Origin of the sequence: Paraburkholderia sp. GAS41, from assembly GCF_050436545.1 — a bacterium.
Lineage (GTDB): Bacteria > Pseudomonadota > Gammaproteobacteria > Burkholderiales > Burkholderiaceae > Paraburkholderia.
Genome location: NZ_JBNDMK010000042.1, coordinates 17,836 through 36,157 on the forward strand (window position 1 = coordinate 17,836; position 18,322 = coordinate 36,157).

Below are 18,322 nucleotides of genomic sequence, written 5' to 3' on the forward strand. Positions count from 1 at the left end.
AGCGCCCTATGCGAATGATCGCCCAGCTTCTCATCGCGCTCGTTGTGACGGGCGTTTCCCTCGACGCATCCGCAGCCGTGGATCCCAACCAGTCGAAACTGGCGCCGCCGGCGGGAGACGGCTGGCAGGTCCTTTCGGCCGCAGCACCGGCTCCTGCGAGTGCCGTGAGCCCGACGCCAATGGTGCTGGCCGCTGCGACCCCGGGGCCGTCAATGGCTGTTGCACCTGTCGTGTTGACGGGAGGCGGCGAGCCGTCAGCATTGACCTTCACGATTTCGCCACAGGACGTGAATCTGCGCAACGCGCTTGACCGTTGGCTGCAGGCGAAAGGATGGCAACTGGCATGGAAGATCGACGATGACCTGCCGCTGGAGTTCAACGCGACCTTCACCGGTGATTTCACTGCGGTGCTTACGCAGGTCATGCAGGCGACCAATCACATGCGCACGCCGACCCGTATTTGCCGGCATACCAACCAAGTGATCCGCGTCGTCGCGCGGGCAGCTTCCTGCAAGGACTGAAGATCATGCGTTACCCAAAACTCAAGGCGAGCGCCGCCGCGTTTGCTGTCCTCTCGCTTGCCGGGTGCGCAGTGTCCCAGGGCGATGTCAATCGTGCCTACGATGCGGCGAACACGGCTGCAACGAACGCCATGAATGGTGTGCCCGACCCGTTGCCGCTCGTTGAGGATGTGCCCGATGCCTACCTCGGTGACCGGATGGTGCCGCTGTCATACGACGCATCGCTGCCCGCCGTTTTCCGTGAGAAGACAGTCACCTTTCCGCCGAATCTGAAGATCAGCCAGATTGCTACGTTGGTGCAGAGCGCTACTGGCTACCCAGTGCATCTGAGTCCAGACGTGTTCGTCACACCTGACTCACTTATTCCGACGGTATCCAGTGGCGACACCAAGAAGAGTGCCGCCGGGCCAATGATGCCCGGCGCCGCGAGTTCAAAGGAGGAGCCCATCTACTCAGAGGGCTGCCCTGACTGCAAGGTGGGCGAGTACCTGAAGGGCGTGACGGAGAATCTCGGGCTTGACTGGTCGTTCGACGGCTCGACGATCAGCATTTCACGGTTCGTCACGCGCATGTATCAGATCGCCGTGATCCCGGGCAAGGTATCGATCAAGTCGACCATGTCGAAAGGCATGAATACGTCGACGGGTAACCAGTCGAGCGGAGGCAGCAGTACAGGTTCGGGTAGCGATACCGGCTCGTTCACGGCGGTGACTTCGACCGGCCGCGAGGGGGACTTCGATCAGATCCAGAACATCATGAACGAACTCAATGCGCTGAAGTCCCCAATGGGCAAGGTCACGGTCAATCCGCAAAGCCGTCTCGTCATGATCTACGACACACGCGAAGCGGCTGACCGGATGGGCGAGGTGCTCAAGCACGAAAACGCCATCTCGACCCGGCAGGTCATGGTCCGTGTACGCACGATCCAGATCGCACTGAACGATGGTAGTCAGGCAGGCGTGAATGCGGACGTGGTGTTCAGCCGTCTCCAGGGTGGACTTGCCAAATACGCGATCAGCTTTACATCGCCCACGTCTCTGTCTTCAGGTGGCGGATCGATGGGCCTGTCGGTGCTCAATCCCAACGCGCCTTTCAACGGTACGAACGCGGCGATCAATGCGCTCAGTTCGTACGGGAAGACGATCGAGGACGACACTCAGACGAAACTCACGCTGAACGGCCTGCCGATTTCGGTCGCGACCTTCCAGAGCGACGACTACCTGCGTTCTACCACGCCATCGGCGGGCAGTCTTACTGCGACTTCGGGAGGCGTTCCGGGCCTGACGCCGGGCACCGTTACGACGGGTAACTTCCTCAATATCCTGCCGTCAGTGAACGATCATAACCAGATCATCCTGGCGTACTGGAGCGACTCGTCCAAGCTCAACGGCCCGTTCACGAACGCTGCCGTCGGCTCCGGCCAGACGGAGCAGCAGATCCAGCTTGCGCACACGATCGGCAACAAGGACGACCAGACGCTCTCGCTTGCGGACGGCCAGACGGTTGTCATCTACGGGGCGATGACAGACCAGAACAACAGTACGACCAACGGCGGCATTGGCGGCATTACCGGGACTTGGAACAGGGCGCACACGTTCCAGGTAATCATGCTGACCGCTACGGTCGTGCCGTCAATGTGAGCGCCGCCATGCACGTCACGGAACCGTTACCGGGAGACAAGCGCGCGCGGCTGGTGTTCGGCCTCGACTGGCGCGCCTATCCGGTCAAGGGCGCGCGCGCCGAGCTTCGCCGCTATGCCGATGATTTCGGTGCCACGCACTATGTTGAGATCACGGTCGCCGGCGAGAAGATTGGCGGGTTTGCCACGCCCGATCCTGTCGAGACGCGCGGAGCAAGACTGTATTCGGGAGCGGCGCGCGTCGCCCTGAACGAACGCGTCAAGGCGAAGCCGGCGGCCCTGGTGCTGCTGCAGGATGAGCAACTGGTGCACCTCGTCTGTGTTGTGCGTGGCGCGGTGCGCAGCGACGAGGTGCTCAGCATCGAGGACGCGCGACGCCGTCAGCAGGACATTGAACAGGAATGCCTTCGCACCAACCTCGCGTTGACCATCTTCGGCTCCGGCGCGTCGATCGCTGGAATTGATGAGCCGTTTAGCGCCCAGGAGTTGCTCGCGCAGAAGAAAGCCGGGCGCGTCTCGAAGTTGCCGATCTCTATCCCGGCGCTGCTGCCGGTCGCGGTCATCGCGCTGGCCATTGTGGTGGTGGTCCTGAAGGCGATGGATTTCTTTTCGCCGCCTCAGGAGCATGTAGCCACATGGCAGGAGCGGTATGACCAGGCCGTCGCTAGCACGTTCCGCGTCCCGCAGCCTCTCGCGGCCGACCTCGCACCTGAATTGCTCACGCTGAGCGGCAAGACGGACGTGATCCGTACCGGCTGGCAGCTTGACAAGGAAGACTGCGGGGTTCACGGCAACTGCGTCAACAGCTACCTGCGGGCAGGCGGGACCTTCGCTGGCTTCGAGCAGAGCGCGACCGCGGACATGCTGCCGGTGTCATTCAACGCGGACGGCCAGCATCTGACGACAAAGGGAATGACCATCCCGAAGGTCGCAAACGTCAGCTTCGCCAACGCAAAAAGATGGCCTTCGATGGAGACAATGACCCGGATGCTACAGACGCCAGCACAACGCCTGTCGGTGAAGCCGCTGGAGCTCGACAGCTACGGCTACAAGGTGATTTTCGATCCGGCGCCGAAGCCTGTTCTCGCGCTACCCGCTGGCGAGCCGCACCGCGGCGCGATTCTGAAAGTAGGGACTTGGGAAATCGACGGGTACAGATGGCAGATGCCATTACTCGCGAAGCTCCCGCCGAACATGGCACTGGCCTCACTCATCGCGACGGTCCAGACAAAAGCAGGAAAGGACGGCGCTGCCGGAATCAGGTTCGTTGCAAAGGGCAAATACTATGTACTGGGATAAGACATTGGCCGCAGTCGTATGCACGCTGTGCGCATTCGCGGCCCGGGCCGAAACGCCGAGGCTCACGGTCGAAGACGTCGATCAGCTCTCGCAGGCAAAGATCATTCAGGATCTGTCAGGGGGCGATCCGAAGCCGATTGCCGTACCGCGTACGCCGGCTGCGCCCGCGTCGACTCCGGCTGCTGCCGCTCCCCCAGTGGTCGTGCAGAAGCCAGTCCGATACGTCGCGCCGGTCACTCCCGTCACGTTCGTCGGGGCATATCGTGACGATCACGGAGGATCATTCGTCCTGTACCAGTACAACGATGCGGTGTACACGGCGCGCACGGGCGAGAAGCTGCTCAACGGCTGGACAGCACGCAAGGTCAACGGGTTTCTGGTGACGGTTGAAGAAGGGGCGGGCAAGCACCCGCGCACCTGGACCGAACCGATTCGCGCGATGACACAGATCGTCGCGGCAGTGCAGACTGGCCCAGCTAGCAACTCGCTGCAGGCGATCTGGGATCTCGGCAGTCCGCTACCGCCGGGAATCGCGAGCGGGCCGGGACCGGCGATTCTCCAGGGAGGCGCGCAATGAGCCTCTTTACCGGTGCACCGGAGAACGAACAGCCAGTTCCTGGTGGTCTGTGGTCGAGGCTACGTGGAATCCGCGCAAGCTTTGTCGAGAACTCGGCGGGCGCGATGCCGATCGTGGGCGGTCACGAGCCGAGCTTCGAAAGTGATTCTTCGGCTCCCCGGCGCGAGGCGAAGCGTCAGGCAACGCCGCAGCAGCGTTTCACGACGTCGAATCAGCCGGTCAACCTGCAGCACATGACGCTGGGGATGCGCCTGCGCGCGGGGGACGTCACTGACGTGGATTCTCATGATGAGTGGGAATCTGCTGCATCACCTGACGCTTCGTCGGCGCCGGTCGCCGCATCGAGGAGCGAGCCGCTGGAGGAAAGTCCGGACGCGTTCGCGGCGGCGTACGAGTTCGCGCCCGCTGCAACCGCTCGCGTCGCCGGCGAGGCCGCAGTTGCTCAGGCGGTCACCGCCGAGCCGCAACTGGTCGAAGTCGATGCAATGCGCGCTACCGTCGCACAGCAGATAGCGGATGTGCCGGGCAAAGCTGAGCCGGTTAGCAGCATGGCCCAGCCGGAGGTAGTCGAAGTCGGCAAGCGCGAGTTCGCGCGTCCAGCGACCGACCCGGATGCAAGCGCGCTGATCGAATCCGATGTCCAGATCGAATCGGTCGGTTTGCCGCGGCTGATTTCGCTCGATTCGCTGCCTTCGTTCAAGCGGATCCTGTGCGAAGCGACGCCCGATGCCGCGCTGCGCATCACGCCGACCGCGCGCCGCGAGTTCGTCGCGGTTGATCTCCAGGCGGGTGTGGCAATCGTTGTGACGACACAGCGGTTTCATGAAACCGCGCTTTATTCGACGTATATCAAGGATCTCGCCCGGGCCGACATCGCGGTGCGTGAGGAGATGATCGCAACCGAAGAGGTGATTGCGGCAATCTACGGTGCGGAGAAATCCCGGACCGCCTCGATCGTTCCCGAATCGTCCCGCGCGATCGGCACGTTCCGCGACGTGATGGAGGCTGCGCACGCGTATGACGCGAGTGACGTCCATTGGGAGTACCGCGATTTCAACGATGAAGTGGAACTACGCTTTCGCGTGAACGGCGACCTTTATACGTATCGTCACATGCCGAAGGCGCTGGTTCGCCGCGCACTATCGGCCGCATATCAGGATCTGGTCCAGCGCAACACGAATTCGGGTGAGACCTTCCAGCCCAGCGCGCCCCAATCCGCGATGATTCCGCTCGTCGCGCAAATGGACATGCTTAACCTTCGCTGGCAAAGCGCGCCGCTCGTTGGTGGGTTCGACGTGGCGCTGCGGTTGCTGGACGGAAACTTCAAGAACTACAAGGTTCGGATGCCCGACACCATGGGACTTGAAGCGAGCCAGGTGGAGATTCTCCGCTCGCTTGGCAACGTCAGCGGCGGGACGACGATCCTGACCGGGGAGACCGGCTCGGCCAAGACGACACTGCTGCGGGCACTGTCCTACATGATGGCCTCGCGCGACCTGAGCAAACAGTATGCGGTGAACGAGCCATCCGAGTATCCGCAGCCGTGGCTCTCCGATATCTCCATTCCGCGACGTCCCGATGAGACTGACGAAGAGGCGAACCGTAAGTGCGCTGAAGTGATCCGCACCATCATGCGGATGGACCCGGATGACGTCACGGTGGGAGAGATCCGTGATGCGGTGATCGCGGGCCTCGTCGCCGAACTGGCACTGACCGGTCACCCGGTGCGTACGACGCTGCACGCGGACAGCGCAATCGGTGCGTTCATGCGCCTCGCTGGCGGCCGCCTGCAGTTGCCGGTCGACGAAGTGTCGTCGGAAAAATTCGTCAATGCAGTAGGAAACCAGAAGCTGATTCCGCTGCTATGCAAATGCAAGAGGCCTGCGGCCGACGTGATGCCGGCTGCGCAGCTCGAAATGTTGCGGACGAAGTTCGGCCTTGATACTTCGAAAATGGCGTGTCGCGACGAAAACGGCTGCGAGCTCTGCCGACTGCCGGGGCTGTTCACGCGCGCCGGGAAGGTCGCAGCCGGCACGAAAGGTCAGACCCTGGCCATGGAACTGTTCCAGCCAACGCCCGAGTTTCTCGAGCGTGTCGCCGTGCGGGACTGGCGCGGTGCAGAAAAGGTGTGGCGCAGCGGCCGCGTCTCCGGTTTCGGTGACGCGGACATGACCGGCAAGACCATCTATGAGCACGCACTTTACAAGGCCTCGCAGGGGATCATCGACCCACGCTTTATCGATTCGGGGATGAAATCGTTTTCGGAATATCGAGTGTTCGCTGACCGGGACGGGAGGATGCCGTCATGATCCGCGCGATGCTCCATTCGTTGTTCATGCTGTTGCCTGCCGACGAGCGCATGCGCGTAGCGAAGTGGCGCTTCGCCAAGGTACGCGAGTCGTTCTATAACGAAACGCGCCTCGATATCGTCGCCAGGAAAGGTGTGCGCAATCGCGAGACGATGCTTGAGCGATTGACCAAGCTGGAGAAGCGAAGCCGTAGCCGCAAGACGCTCGTGTGGCCCGCATATCAGTCAATCGCGCGGCGGATGCAGGCCGGTGACGATTTTGCACGCGCGATGAAGCCCTTCATCCCGGGGGACGAATACGCGCTACTGGACCTGGCTGGCACGTCGACGCGTGAGGACGCTGCCGCGCGGGGACTTGAACTTGCGGCAATGGCGGCGGGTGCCAGACGGATCCTGTCGGAGACGACGTCGATGCAGATGGCCTATCCAGCTTTCCTGCTCGTCTACATGTACTGCTTCTGCATGCTGTTCGGCGGCGAGGTGTTTCCAGGCGTTGTGGAAGTGAGACCGCTTGACCAGTGGCCGGCCGTGGGGCAGGTGCTCTATGCGATCGACACCTTCTGCTACCACTACTGGTGGTTGACGGGCTCCGTGGTGGGGACGCTGGTCTATCTCTACTTCAAGACGCTGCGGCGCTGGGTGGGGCATATGCGCAACCGCTTCGACAACATGCCTCTCATGTGGCGCAACCGCCGGGATCTTCGCGCGGCGCTGCTCATCGTGTCGCTCTCGGGTCTGTTTGACTCGGGTCTCACCTTGCGCGCGGCGCTGGATCGCCTGACGAAGACGGCCGATCCGTGGTTGCGCTGGCATCTGAACCGCATGGGACGGCGTCTCACAGTGACGCCGCACGAACCGATGCGTGCGCTTGATACGGGCATCTTCTCCGAAATGATTGTCGACAAGATCACCGATGCAGCCGGGCGCGACCAGTTCGTGCAGGCGATCAAGGATCTTGGCCGGAAATCGCTATCGCGCGTCGTCGAGACCGTGCGGCGCAACGCGAAGATCACGCACTACGTGTTGCTCGGCATTGCGGCGGGTGCGTTCCTCGCGCTTGGCGTCGGCTCCTACGCGATGACCGGTGCTGCGAGCCTCGGCATGTCTTCAGACACTTCCTATTCATCAAAGTGAGACTTCCCATGACTGAAAACCAACGCCATTCAAAACTGCGCCAGATGGCGCGCCGTCGTCGCCAGACCGGCGAACTCTCGATGATCGAGGCCGGTGCGGTGCTCGCAGGTGCGGCGCTCCTCGGGCTTCTCGCCGTTGTTGGCGGCCACTTCGTGATTGATCGTATCCACGCATCGCAGTTCAAGAGCGAGGCAAGCCTGTTCCACTCGGGTGTGCTTGACGCGAGCTCGAACGACACCGATTTCTCAAGCGAGACCCTTGCTACGCTCGCGCAAAACCATGCGTTCGACGAAGCCGGTTCGCGCGTGTCGGCGAGCAATGGCACCTTGACGGGACTCTTTGGAGGGAGTGTGACGGCCGATCCCGGCACGATCTCGACCACGGACGATTCAATGGTCGTGAACTATCCGGTGCCTGCGACGGTGTGTTCGTTGAGTGTCTCGGCATTGGCGAACACCTACTCGATGGTGACCGTGAACGGTACGACGGTCTTTGGGCCTACGACGCCTTTCAGCAGTGCGACTTCCGCGACGGCGTGTGATTCCGCGGGCACGACTGCATCCATCGGCATGTACACGACGAGGAACTAGGCGACCATGGGCAGCAGCATCATCGAAATGGTCATCGTCCTGGTGGCTGCAGCCGTAATGACGGTGCTCGGCATCCAGCAGGACGTCGCGAAACATCGTGCCGGGGTCCTGGCGACTGAGGGACAGAATGAGTTGACCATTGTCGACGCGCTGGGTGAATGGGCAAACGACAACTACGCGACGATCCTCTCGGCTTATATGGCGAGCGGATCGTCGAGCATCACGCCGCCGACGATCGCGCAGTTGTATACCGCCGGTAACCTGAAACAGCCGCACGGCAATGGTCCTTTCTGGGGCGGCACCTATGTGATCCAGATGTCGATGGTGCCGGCCGGGTGTACGGAAGCAGCAGGCAACTGCGCGATTTCGTACGCCATATATACATCGCTGCCGTTGAGGAAAGGTGCCCAGTACGACGTGGACGGAGCCTCGCAGATTGCGCAGGCGGGCGGCGCGCAGTTTGGGTTTTCTCGTACGCAGGGCGCTTCGACTATCAACGGCCTTAACGGAGGGTGGACGGCCACCAATCCACTTGGCAATCTGCCAGCCGTCGTGCTCGCGACCAACGGGCCGGGCACTGACGGTAATTCACTTTATATCCGGCGCGACGGGAGTCTGACGTGGACCGGTAGCCAGAATGTGAATGGCGTCGATCTGCACAACGTCGGCAGCATTGATGCGACGGGGACGATTGCTGCGCCGACGCTCGCTGCATCGAATGTTGCGGTCAGCAATGCCGTCCAGACTCCCGGCACGTTGCTCGTGCAGAACGCAACGGGGACCGCGCCGGCGCCGATCAACACCGGTGCGGCCACGATCCAGGGTAACGCGACTGTGACCGGGACCGTTACGGTGGGGAATATCGCAGTGCCGGATGCCGCGTGCTCGGGAACCGGCATAGCAGGCGACACGGACGGCACTGGTGTTCTGTTTTCTTGCCAGCGTGGGCAGTGGAAAGCCATTGGCGGGAGCTGGCTGCGCTACGGCTTCTATGCGATTTCGAACGGAACTGGCGTACCCGCACCTGTATGCGCTGCTGGTGGTGTGCCGGAAATCGTGGTTACGCCGCAGAGCGCTTATGTCGATCCGACCGCTGAATTTAACTTCTCTGTCACTGGAACCGGGCCCTGGACCGTCCATATCACGGACGGCGGCGGTGGTGCGATTCCTGGCGGGGGCGAAGCGACAACGTATTGTGCTTACTGAGGAAAACGCATGTCTGTGTATAAGTTGATCGTCAGGCTCCTGCTGCTCGCAAGCCTGCTACTCGTTGGCCGGACCGCGATCGCCGGTCCTCTTCATTGTGCGTACGGGAATCAGGACTCGACCTGCGTCCCGACGATATCGGCCGGTTGGCAGACGCCACCAACCTGCTCGTCTGCTGCAGGCTGGACGACAATTGCGGGGGCAACCTGGATCGGCTCCCAGTACACCGCGCCACAGTGCAACTATCAGGCACCGCCAACCTGTCCCGCAGGTTACGCAGAAACGTCCGCACCGGGTTGGACGGGGTCTAGCTGGACCGCTCCGGGTTGCGCAGCTCCGCCGCCTGAGCTTCCGGTTGGATGGACGACAACGGGCCTGCTAGGCGCGTGCGAGGTGGCAATCAACGGGCGTCAACCAAGCGGGGCATGGCAACCGTATACGCCACCGGTTAGCTCCGTCGGCGGTTGGCAATATATAAGCAACTATGTTTACTATTGGGTGGCCGAAGGGCTTCAGAATACGTACATTCCGGTCCAGTATGACACCTACTTTGAACTCTATCTGCCGTCGTCCAATTTCCAAATGTACAACTACATCGGGGGGGACTATCAGGTTTTAGGTATGGTTGTGCCGGCGGGTAGCAGTACACCGACCATGTGGTCGTGTGACATAACTCCCAGCGGCACGGTGCAGTCGGTGGTTCCCTTTACACCTCCTTATCAAGAATGCAGCGCATATGTCACTTGCGGCAGCGGGTATGGCGGCAGCGACTAGACAATCTCAAAACCGGCGGCTGCTATATCGACCACAACGAAGGCCATTCAATGCCAGTCCGCTGGTTCTCTCGCCTGCGTGCCACGGGCAAGTCGATGAACGGCTAACAGAGGCTGTTGAAACCCAATCGCACGCAAAACACCACAAATAAAAAAAGCGCCCCAAGGGCGCTTTTCTCGTTACGTCCGACAGATTTAGCTGCCGGTTGTGAAGGTCCATGTTTTGCTGATCGGGGTGCCGTCGCGAGCACCGCTGAATGCGACGGTGTAAGTCGTGTTAGCCGTGAGCGCAGCCAGCGGAAGGAGGAATGCATGGCCCGGTTGCATTTCCCCGCTGTTGACGTCGGCGGTTGCGCTTGCCGTCGAACCAGTCAGAGCCGCAGACGGAACGATGATGCGCGTCGGTACAACCGTGCCATTTGCTGCCGTCAGCGTGAAGCTGCTAACCGTCAGCACGTCGCCGGCACTCGCCGCATTGACCTGAACCATGATCGGGCGACCAGGTGCGGTCAGATCGGGCGCAGCGTTGGGGCTTTCGGCGGCCATCGTGAGTGCCACACCTGCTTCATTGGCAAGCGGCGACGTGGCAATCGCGCTGGTCGGCAATTGCTGACCGGCCGAAATGTCGAGCGCGTTGGCTTGAGGCGTGCCACTCACTCCCGTCGTTTGGCCAAAGTCCAGCACGCACGTATAGATGGTGTAGGAGCCGGTGCTTTGAGTGAACCCGATACCCACCGTCTGCTGCGGGTCGGTGAGACCTTGCAAATGGTACACCGTGTTCAGGAAACCGTTCAGGCAATCGGTGCCGTAAGCCGCCGCACTCGATTGCGGCAGGCCGTCCCCGGCATTCTCGCCGATAAATTCCGTAGCCGGTGCGCCTGCCTTCTGCGCACGGCTCAGCGGCGTATCGCCGTAGTAGTTCGCCAACGTCGACACTTCATCGTGAGACAGTGCCGTGAGCGCGCCCGATGCCAGATTCGTATCGAGGTAGAGTGCATGTGCCTGTGCTGCGGTATCCAGAATCGGATCTTGCGCAAGCTCGCCTACACCCATTGCCAGGCGATATGCGTTGAGTTGCTGGAAGGCGGTCGCCTGCATTGTCGCAGACCCGTAGGTCGGCGTGGGAACCGAGGTAGCCGGGGTAGCACTCGTACTGCTTGCCGTGGTGCTCGGGGTGCTTGCGCCGCTTGCCGGTGCAGCGGCACCCGTGCTGCCACCACCGCCACCACCGCCGCAAGCAGCAAGTGCGAGCAAAGCTGCGATGGCAAAAGTCGTGCGGGCAGTTTGTGTTGTTGTTTTCATGTTTTCTTATTCCTCGGATGTTGGTCGCGCACCGTGCGCAAACCTTAATTTCATGTTACCTGGCCTGTAGCGAAGTCAAGTCGCGCGGCCTGGCGGTAGAGCGGCATTTAGCGGCCGTATTTTCGGCGATACGTGGGTTTCAGATGCAGGCACCTTCCGGATAACGGAAAGAATCGCAAATGCCTTTAGGCACCCCCTTTAATCTGATGCCCATATCCTCGCCGCATGTCGCAACCTAAGTCAGCTTGCGGCGCTTCCGGTGGAAGACCCGAAGGGCCACAAAGGCAGAGCAGAGAAGGACGGCCGTGGCCGCTGGCGCTGCACGCGCCAATGTCGGCACGGCGCGCGATGCCATATAGATGCAGAAAAACGCGATGATGACTTTTCCGAACCACTGCGCGCTCAGCATGCCTAGAAGGCGCGAGGGCTTGCCACCAACCCATTTTGTATAGTCCTCGTTGGCCTTTTCGAGATCGAAGCCTTCGGCCCGTCCGGCGCGCTCAGTCCGGTAGAAATGCTCGTATTGCTCGAAGCGACCATCGCCGCGGCCATCAAGCCAGGCCGCGTTGCTCTCTGAAACCAGGTAGTCGAAGTCGTCCATCATCGTGTCTTCTTTAATGCATGCGGTCGGCATGCCATGCGACTGCACCGATGGCATGGGCGATGCAACTGCCGTCGGCCTCGGAGTAGTACTGGCCCGTCTCCGGGTTTTGCCAACCGAACTGGGCCGTTCCATTTGCAAGGAAAACAATCAACCCGGCGGGCAGATTTTCCGGTGCTGGGTTAGTCGTTGCGCTCAATGTCCACCTCCTGCACGGCCCGGCTTCTTGCGTGAGCCGAGTCGCTGCATGCATGACGGGCACACGAAGCTGTTATGCATTTCGATCTTCGTGTCATTGTTCGACACGACGTAATGCGTTGAGCACGAACGACAGGGCGCGAGTGCGAGCCGTGAATCGGCCACCATCGAACGCGTGACGTTGAAGCCCCGGTCTGGTGAGATGAGCTGATTGCCCCCGAACAACCGCCCGTAAATGTCGTTGGTCGCGATGAGAGCCTCGGCGGCATTGGCATGCATGTCGATAGCTGACCGGTAAAGCCATACGTAGACCGTTGCGTGCAGGCGGTGCTGCGGCGTTTTGACAAACCACGGCAACGAGTTAGCCGAATTCCCCATGGTGGAACTCTTGCCGTGGATCCTGACGTAGAGCTGCCTCATCTCGTTCTGCGTGAGCCGGAAGAGAGCGGAGGCGGTCGACGCACGGCATCCGTGAGCCATCATCGCTGCCGCAAACGTTTCATTTCGCGCGCGCTCAAGGCGGAGTTCGCTCCATGCCATTCCAGGCGACAGTTGGCCGGGGCGAATCGGCGAAGTAAGCATGATCTGATGGGCAACGGCTTCATCGGTGAGTGTGTCGGCCGTGAACTCGTACCAGAATGTCGGACTGACGAAACGCCAGCGGAACAGCGGGAGGTTGTCCATTTCCCTCAAGGCAAAGCGCATCTTGTACGCCGGTACCGAAATGAGATAGCGCGCCAGTTCGGTGGTCATGCCAAGCAGGGGAGCGCACAGCACGCTCATGTTAAGCACGCTCGTCACGAGGTCGACAAAGTGCCGGTTGTATTGCTGAACCGAGAAGAGGGGCAGTGAACCGAGCGGCGGCATACTGCGCCGGAGCTTGTCGACGGCGAGCGTCTTCGGTGTCTGGTCGATGAAACACCGCCAGTCCTCAACGGTTTCCAGCGTGGGAGCGACCATCAGGAAGGGCGTGCGCAGCAGATTGCGCAGCGAGCGCTCGTTTTGCCGCAGATGGTCAATCTCCTTCTGTTCAACCCGATAGACCTCATTCAGACGCCCGTCATTCAGGAGCATCCACCGCATGTGATCAACCAGATCGAAGTTAGCCACCTGGATCTGGTCTGTGAGCCATTGCGGTACGTACAGGCGCTCGATCGCCTTGTAATCTTCTTTCGTTTTCATTCTTCTATTTCTCGTCTTTCTTTCAATTCTCTCGGCCCCGATTGCAACGCTCAGGCCTTGCGCGTGGCTGCCAGCAATTCTTCGTGAAACTTGCCAACCAGATCGGACAGCGCCTCGAACATCGCGTGGAAGCGGCCAGGATTGCCATCGGCGGTGACCAGCAGTTGCAGCGTGCTGAAGTCACTGGTGAAGTCGCCGAACCGGGCGATCGCGGATTCGAACTTTTGCTCGATGACGCGCGCCGCGCCAAGGGCGGCTTCCTCTTGCTCACGCTGCTGATGGAGCGCAGCAAGCGTCGCCTCTTCTGCTTCGAGGTCTTTGCGGACCTGGCGCAGACGGGCAAGCTGATCTTCGATGGCATCTTCCATCTTCGTGAATTCGCCTGGAATCGTCGGCACTTCCTTTGTTTCGATCCTGACCGCAGTGCGCGACTCGGCCAGTTCCCGGTGCGAGTTCTCGAGCTCACGTTCCTGGTTGGCGATCTGAACCTGCAGCGAATTGACAGACTGGCTGACTCGGGCAAGCTCGACCTTGGTCATGTCGGCGGAGTCTTTGTCACGATCGATCTGCTGCTGGAGCGCCTGGCGCTCGGCCAGCAGGCGTCGGTTTTCGATCTTTGCCTCATCCAGTTTGCCTCCTATGGTGGTCAGTTCTTCAGTCATGGCATCAAGACGCTCGTCGCGATCGCGGACCAGTTCGCGTGCCTGGTCAAACCCGGCAATCAGCTTCTTGACGTCGGCTTTTGACAGATCGGGGTCGTCCCTGCGGGCCTGGATGACGAGATCGACCAGTTCATCGGGCGTGTCGTTCGCGATGAGCGCCTGCATGTCCGTGAGCTTCAGGATCTGCATGGCGTCCTCATTGCCGAAGAACCGTTCGTGGCACTTGATGTACAGGACGATCGTCGATCTCGAGTGCCGGAAAAGATGCTGAAGGTAGCGGTAGACAAGCCCGGCCGCGCGATCGCGCACCTGCTTCGTGTCGCCTTGGGCCAGAACCATTGCATTGGTGACACTCAGCCGGATGTTCAGGAAATTGCCGCCCATGCGCATGTGCTCCGCGAGGATCTTGCGCGTCGAATGGGCGACCTCCTCAGTTTCCTGGAGGATCGTGCGGAGAATGGAGTCCGGCAGGTCCTTGCCTAACACATCGAGGGCGGCAGCCTTGATCTGATCGTTGCGAGGAATCGCTGCGAACGCAGCAGCAAAATGCCCGGTCATATCCGCTTCGCTGCTCGTCGCGTCGTCGCCCTCCTTACGGGTCGGATCAAACTCGTCGTCGTCACCGACAAGCGCGAGGTTAGTTTTCTTAGTCATCAGGTTCGCTCCATATTCAGTTTGAGAGGCTGGCTCGACGGCACAGGGCGGTGCCGCGGCTTGAGTGAGCTTTCGCTCGTCCGGCCTACTTGCGCGCGCGACTGCAGGCTATGCGAACCAGAATACCCCTCGTGTTTTGTGGGGATGAATCCGAAAGGCCGGTAAAAACAGGTAGCTTTCGGATATTCGTCAGAAGAAAGCGCTGACGCTGTGCTACCCCTTTCGGCAATATTAAGTAATTCTTTAATCATACTTTGATATATAATTAGGGTTTACCCGTATTCTTGCGCGATGCGCAGCGAGCGCGGCGGCGTCCGTTTTCACAAACTTTTGAACGCCTTCCCAGGCGAGTCTGACGTCGGTCGGCTGCCGTCCATCGGCGTGGAACGCGGCCTTTTTCGCGCGTAGCCAGTGCCCCAGTTCGCTGATATGGACGAGCGAGACAGGCAGGTCAGGCGAGACGACACAGTGGGGTGAGGCAAAAACGCCCACACTGAAAACCGGCCAGACGGCCGGCAACATGCCGCGCAGGAAAGCGACCTTCGACCGGTTCTGGGCGTCGGGAGACTTGCGCTGCTCGGCATGGCCATCTGATCCGGTGCGTACTACCGTGTCCAGGTTGGCACCGCGGCTGATTGCGCCGGTCCAGTTCTTGGTCTCAACGACGAAGATGCCGAAGGGCGTAATCGGAAGATGGTCGATTTCGGCGGTCGGAAAAGCCGTGCCGGGTGCGTGCTCGATCAGCAGTGCGCCCGGATGCAGATAGAAGTCGGCACCGCACAAGCGGGTAAGAATGCGTCGCAGTTCCGCGTCGACAGACCGTTCACCTGCGTCGCCCTGCTGGTCAGCACGGCTCACGGGCGGTGGGCAGTAGTTCGCGGCCTGCTGCTGGCGATTGCCTTTGGGACCTCGCTTATAGGTGTAGCCGATGTAGCCGAGAATGCCGAAGATGATGATGACCCACACGTTGGACTCCGCTTTGAATGACGTAAGTCCAGTGTGACCGCGTTATTCCAAAGTCAAGTCGGCAAAGCTGGCGAGACGTAGACGCGATCGGTTTTGCCAGTAGTCTTTCCACTTGCTTTCATCGAACGTCGAAAAGCTATATGTTTTTCTGGAGCATTTCGAAAAAGTGGCTATAACCGGTTACAGCCACCCTCTGATTACCGCTTTCATGAGTCCGCGTAAGCTGTATCGCAAATTCGAGCTTTAGAACCTTGTGGCCGCGTCGTGCGCGGTACGCTTTCCATATCTCCTGCGTCGCCTGACGCATCGAACTGCTGCCAGCGGTATTGGCACGCCCTCAAGCGGCATTCGCCCGCGCCCCTGATTCCGTACCGTTTCGCCAAGTCCTTCCGTGCGGGTCCCACTGGGTCAGCACGAAAGCGCTTCGCGCCGGTTTTCCTTGCTCTGTCAGAGCATCGAATCCACCGGACATCGTCCGGACATTGCCTAATGCGTAATTTTTCTGGAGAGAAAAATGCTGGAGATGATTTTCAAGAACGCCATCAAGCACCCGTTCAAGCTGCTTGCGCTGTGCTATGTGGCCTATCTTGCGTCGATGTCATTCTTCGTTGTGGGCTTGCTGCTTCTTCTGGCCGCTGGCTGGATCCGACAGAAGGTGAAGGCTGCAGCCAGGGCGCAAGCCGAAGCGGTCGCGGAAACCGAGCGCGCCGAAGCGACAAAGGCAAAGGCTGTGATGGCCGAACCGGTTGCAAAGGTCGAGCACATCAATGTCGCGCCCGCAGTAAATGACATTACCGCAGCACAACCGGCGCCGATCCGTCAGTACGCCAGATCGGCCGTCGTCATCCCTTTCAGATCGGGTATCCGCTAGCCGGAGCCTGACGTAACCGTTGCTGCCGTGGATTTTCCACGGTAGCAACTCCTTAACCCTTCCCGGGAATCCCATTCCCGGACACGGGTTATGCGATTGCCCGGTTCCCGGAGCGATCTCATGAAGATCCATGTGGCTGCCTGGCAGCTCGACATGTTCGGCGACTCGTCGCCAGTCATCATCCCCGTTGTTAAACCCGACCCCTTACCTGACCCGGCTTTGTGGAGCGAGTCCGTGCGCGAGAAGATGGTCGACGCACTGATCTCACTGGCCAGCGACAGCCGGCGCGGTGACCGTATGCCCGAGTCGCTGATGGATTGTGCTGACCTGCTCTCCGAGAGGCTGCGCAACCGCAAGATCGACGTCGATGACTATCATGCGACGCTCGGCTGGATCATGTGCTACTGGAACGGGGCACTCCCGTACGAGTACGTCTGCAAGGTGAACGGCATCGATCCGGAAATCATGCAGGACGTGATCATGACGACGCCGTTGCTTGCACGCGATCTGCGCGAGTTGCAGCGCGCGTGCTTTGGCACCTTGATCTAGGAGCGGTCATGGCAGGCGCATCGCTTTTCCTCACTCGCGTTCTTGCGCAAATGTTCCCAGGCGCCACGTCCACGGTGCAGCAACCCGCACCCGCGTCATCTCCATCAGCGGCCCAGCCCGCTTCCACTTCACCCGACCCGTCAACTGCACCTCGCACTGTCGGTCTTGGCGCGCCGAACGAGTCACACGTACTCATCGATGGCACACCGCACCTCTTCGTTGATGAGGGCGACTGCATCGTGCAGTTCGAACCGGCGTTCGACAACCATACCGAGGACACAGATTTCGGCCTGAAGATACTGCCAGACGTGGTGCCGCACTGGTCGCAAAAGACTGTGCATCGTGTCCCGCTGAAGGAGGCGATTGCGGCTGCCCTGCGCGATGCTGGGCGGCCGGCAATGCAACCACCGCAAGCGAGCGTCCCGGCATCCGCTCAGGGCTCCCGTCACGCGTCGCCACAAGAGGCGTATCGAGTCGACGCATCTTTCCAGGATACGGGGGACGACGACAGACACTTCGAGCCTCGCGAGCGCAGTCCACGGCGCGCACCGCACGCTGGTTCCGGTGCAGCAGACGCTGTGACTGGCACCGTGATCTGGTGGGGTGAAGAAAAATTCCCCGACCGCAAATCGAAGGTTTCGCGCTTCTATACCTCGTTTGCAATGCGGCTCGAGACGATGTCTGGCGAACGCACGCTTCAGGGCGAGGGGTTAAAAGACGCGATTGCCGAAAGCCGATGCGCTGCTGGCGATGTCGTGACGGTTCGGCGACTGCGCAAGGTCAAGGTTCCGGCATTCCGTAACGACGGTTCTCCGAAGCTTGTGAGCGGCCAGCAGGTCATGTGGGACAAGTGGCTCTGGCAAATCGAAAAATGAAGGAGCTATCCAGGGCATCCGCTAACAAGGTCATCTGATCCCGGAAAGGCTCACCATAAGCTGACGCTTTCTCCCGTTTCCTCTCACCTTGTTTTCTTCTCCGTTGTCGCGGCACACCCTCGGGTGTGTCGTGCAGCGATTTCTCGCACGCGCACCGCGCGGTCTTTCACCTGATTCCAACCTGCTGAAAAAGCTGCCCGACCGACTGGGCCCGGACGGCTTTTTTGAGCACGCGTTTTCACGCCTGACTCAGGTATCGACCTCAACCCACTTCCACAAAAATGGAGGAGCTATCCAGGGCATCCGCTAACAAGGTCATTTGATCCCGGAAAGGCTCACCATAAGCTGACGCTTTCTCCCGTTTCCTCTCACCTTGTTTTCTTCTCCGTTGTCGCGGCACACCCTCGGGTGTGTC

General features: G+C 60.4%; 17 protein-coding genes. 11 read left to right on the top strand and 6 right to left on the bottom strand.

Annotation, left to right across the window (positions count from 1 at the left end):
- The first annotated feature begins 8 nt into the window (after nucleotides 1–8).
- Genes P3T43_RS33625 through P3T43_RS33660 form a run of 8 tightly spaced genes read left to right on the top strand, consistent with a single transcriptional unit; the run spans nucleotide 9 to nucleotide 9,274 of the window.
- Nucleotides 9–521: a toxin co-regulated pilus biosynthesis Q family protein gene (locus P3T43_RS33625; RefSeq protein ID WP_429285311.1), complete on the top strand. Its 513-nt coding sequence runs from the start codon at nucleotides 9–11 to the stop codon at nucleotides 519–521.
- A 5-nt stretch (nucleotides 522–526) separates the two neighbouring features.
- A complete protein-coding gene (locus P3T43_RS33630; RefSeq protein WP_429285312.1) occupies nucleotides 527–2,161 on the top strand; it encodes a type II secretory pathway protein in 1,635 nt (544 codons plus the stop codon).
- Nucleotides 2,162–2,214: 53 nt separating this feature from the next.
- A complete protein-coding gene (locus P3T43_RS33635) occupies nucleotides 2,215–3,459 on the top strand; it encodes a hypothetical protein (RefSeq protein ID WP_429285313.1) in 1,245 nt (414 codons plus the stop codon).
- Nucleotides 3,460–3,463: 4 nt separating this feature from the next.
- Entirely contained in the window at nucleotides 3,464–4,036 is a 573-nt protein-coding gene (locus P3T43_RS33640; RefSeq protein WP_429285314.1) for a hypothetical protein, read from the top strand.
- Nucleotides 4,033–6,345, top strand: a complete 2,313-nt coding sequence (locus P3T43_RS33645; protein ID WP_429285315.1) for an ATPase, T2SS/T4P/T4SS family — start codon at nucleotides 4,033–4,035, stop codon at nucleotides 6,343–6,345. The genes P3T43_RS33640 and P3T43_RS33645 overlap by 4 nt, the downstream gene beginning before the upstream one ends.
- Nucleotides 6,342–7,478, top strand: a complete 1,137-nt coding sequence (locus P3T43_RS33650) for a type II secretion system protein (protein WP_429285316.1) — start codon at nucleotides 6,342–6,344, stop codon at nucleotides 7,476–7,478. The genes P3T43_RS33645 and P3T43_RS33650 overlap by 4 nt, the downstream gene beginning before the upstream one ends.
- An 8-nt stretch (nucleotides 7,479–7,486) precedes the next feature.
- The gene (locus P3T43_RS33655; RefSeq protein WP_429285317.1) at nucleotides 7,487–8,068 is read left to right on the top strand and encodes a type 4 pilus major pilin; all 582 of its coding nucleotides are present in this window, start codon (nucleotides 7,487–7,489) and stop codon (nucleotides 8,066–8,068) included.
- 6 nt (nucleotides 8,069–8,074) lie between these two features.
- The gene (locus P3T43_RS33660) at nucleotides 8,075–9,274 is read left to right on the top strand and encodes a hypothetical protein (RefSeq protein ID WP_429285318.1); all 1,200 of its coding nucleotides are present in this window, start codon (nucleotides 8,075–8,077) and stop codon (nucleotides 9,272–9,274) included.
- 968 nt (nucleotides 9,275–10,242) lie between these two features.
- Here P3T43_RS33660 and P3T43_RS33665 read toward each other — a convergent pair.
- The 6 genes from P3T43_RS33665 to P3T43_RS33690 all read right to left on the bottom strand — a co-directional run bounded on the left by P3T43_RS33665 (nucleotide 10,243) and on the right by P3T43_RS33690 (nucleotide 15,612).
- Nucleotides 10,243–11,349 (bottom strand): CAP domain-containing protein, encoded by a 1,107-nt coding sequence (locus tag P3T43_RS33665; RefSeq protein ID WP_429285319.1) that lies wholly within the window; start codon nucleotides 11,347–11,349, stop codon nucleotides 10,243–10,245.
- Nucleotides 11,350–11,584: 235 nt separating this feature from the next.
- A complete protein-coding gene (locus P3T43_RS33670; protein ID WP_429285320.1) occupies nucleotides 11,585–11,953 on the bottom strand; it encodes a hypothetical protein in 369 nt (122 codons plus the stop codon).
- A gap of 10 nt (nucleotides 11,954–11,963) precedes the next feature.
- The gene (locus tag P3T43_RS33675; protein ID WP_429285321.1) at nucleotides 11,964–12,149 is read right to left on the bottom strand and encodes a hypothetical protein; all 186 of its coding nucleotides are present in this window, start codon (nucleotides 12,147–12,149) and stop codon (nucleotides 11,964–11,966) included.
- Nucleotides 12,146–13,330 (bottom strand): FlhC family transcriptional regulator, encoded by a 1,185-nt coding sequence (locus P3T43_RS33680; protein ID WP_429285322.1) that lies wholly within the window; start codon nucleotides 13,328–13,330, stop codon nucleotides 12,146–12,148. The genes P3T43_RS33675 and P3T43_RS33680 overlap by 4 nt, the downstream gene beginning before the upstream one ends.
- 50 nt (nucleotides 13,331–13,380) lie before the next feature.
- Complete coding sequence (locus tag P3T43_RS33685) at nucleotides 13,381–14,646, bottom strand: hypothetical protein (protein WP_429285323.1); 1,266 nt, start codon at nucleotides 14,644–14,646, stop codon at nucleotides 13,381–13,383.
- Nucleotides 14,647–14,889: 243 nt separating this feature from the next.
- Nucleotides 14,890–15,612, bottom strand: a complete 723-nt coding sequence (locus P3T43_RS33690) for a nuclease-related domain-containing protein (RefSeq protein ID WP_429285324.1) — start codon at nucleotides 15,610–15,612, stop codon at nucleotides 14,890–14,892.
- 514 nt (nucleotides 15,613–16,126) lie between these two features.
- Here P3T43_RS33690 and P3T43_RS33695 point away from each other — a divergent pair.
- From P3T43_RS33695 to P3T43_RS33705, 3 genes are all read left to right on the top strand, one after another.
- A complete protein-coding gene (locus tag P3T43_RS33695; protein WP_429285325.1) occupies nucleotides 16,127–16,483 on the top strand; it encodes a hypothetical protein in 357 nt (118 codons plus the stop codon).
- 120 nt (nucleotides 16,484–16,603) lie between these two features.
- Nucleotides 16,604–17,032 carry a hypothetical protein gene (locus P3T43_RS33700; protein WP_429285326.1) on the top strand — a complete coding sequence of 143 codons (429 nt, stop codon included), beginning with the start codon at nucleotides 16,604–16,606 and terminating at the stop codon, nucleotides 17,030–17,032.
- Between the two features lie 239 nt (nucleotides 17,033–17,271).
- Nucleotides 17,272–17,907, top strand: coding sequence for a hypothetical protein (locus tag P3T43_RS33705; protein WP_429285327.1), 636 nt, complete (start codon nucleotides 17,272–17,274; stop codon nucleotides 17,905–17,907).
- The last annotated feature ends 415 nt before the right edge of the window (nucleotides 17,908–18,322 follow it).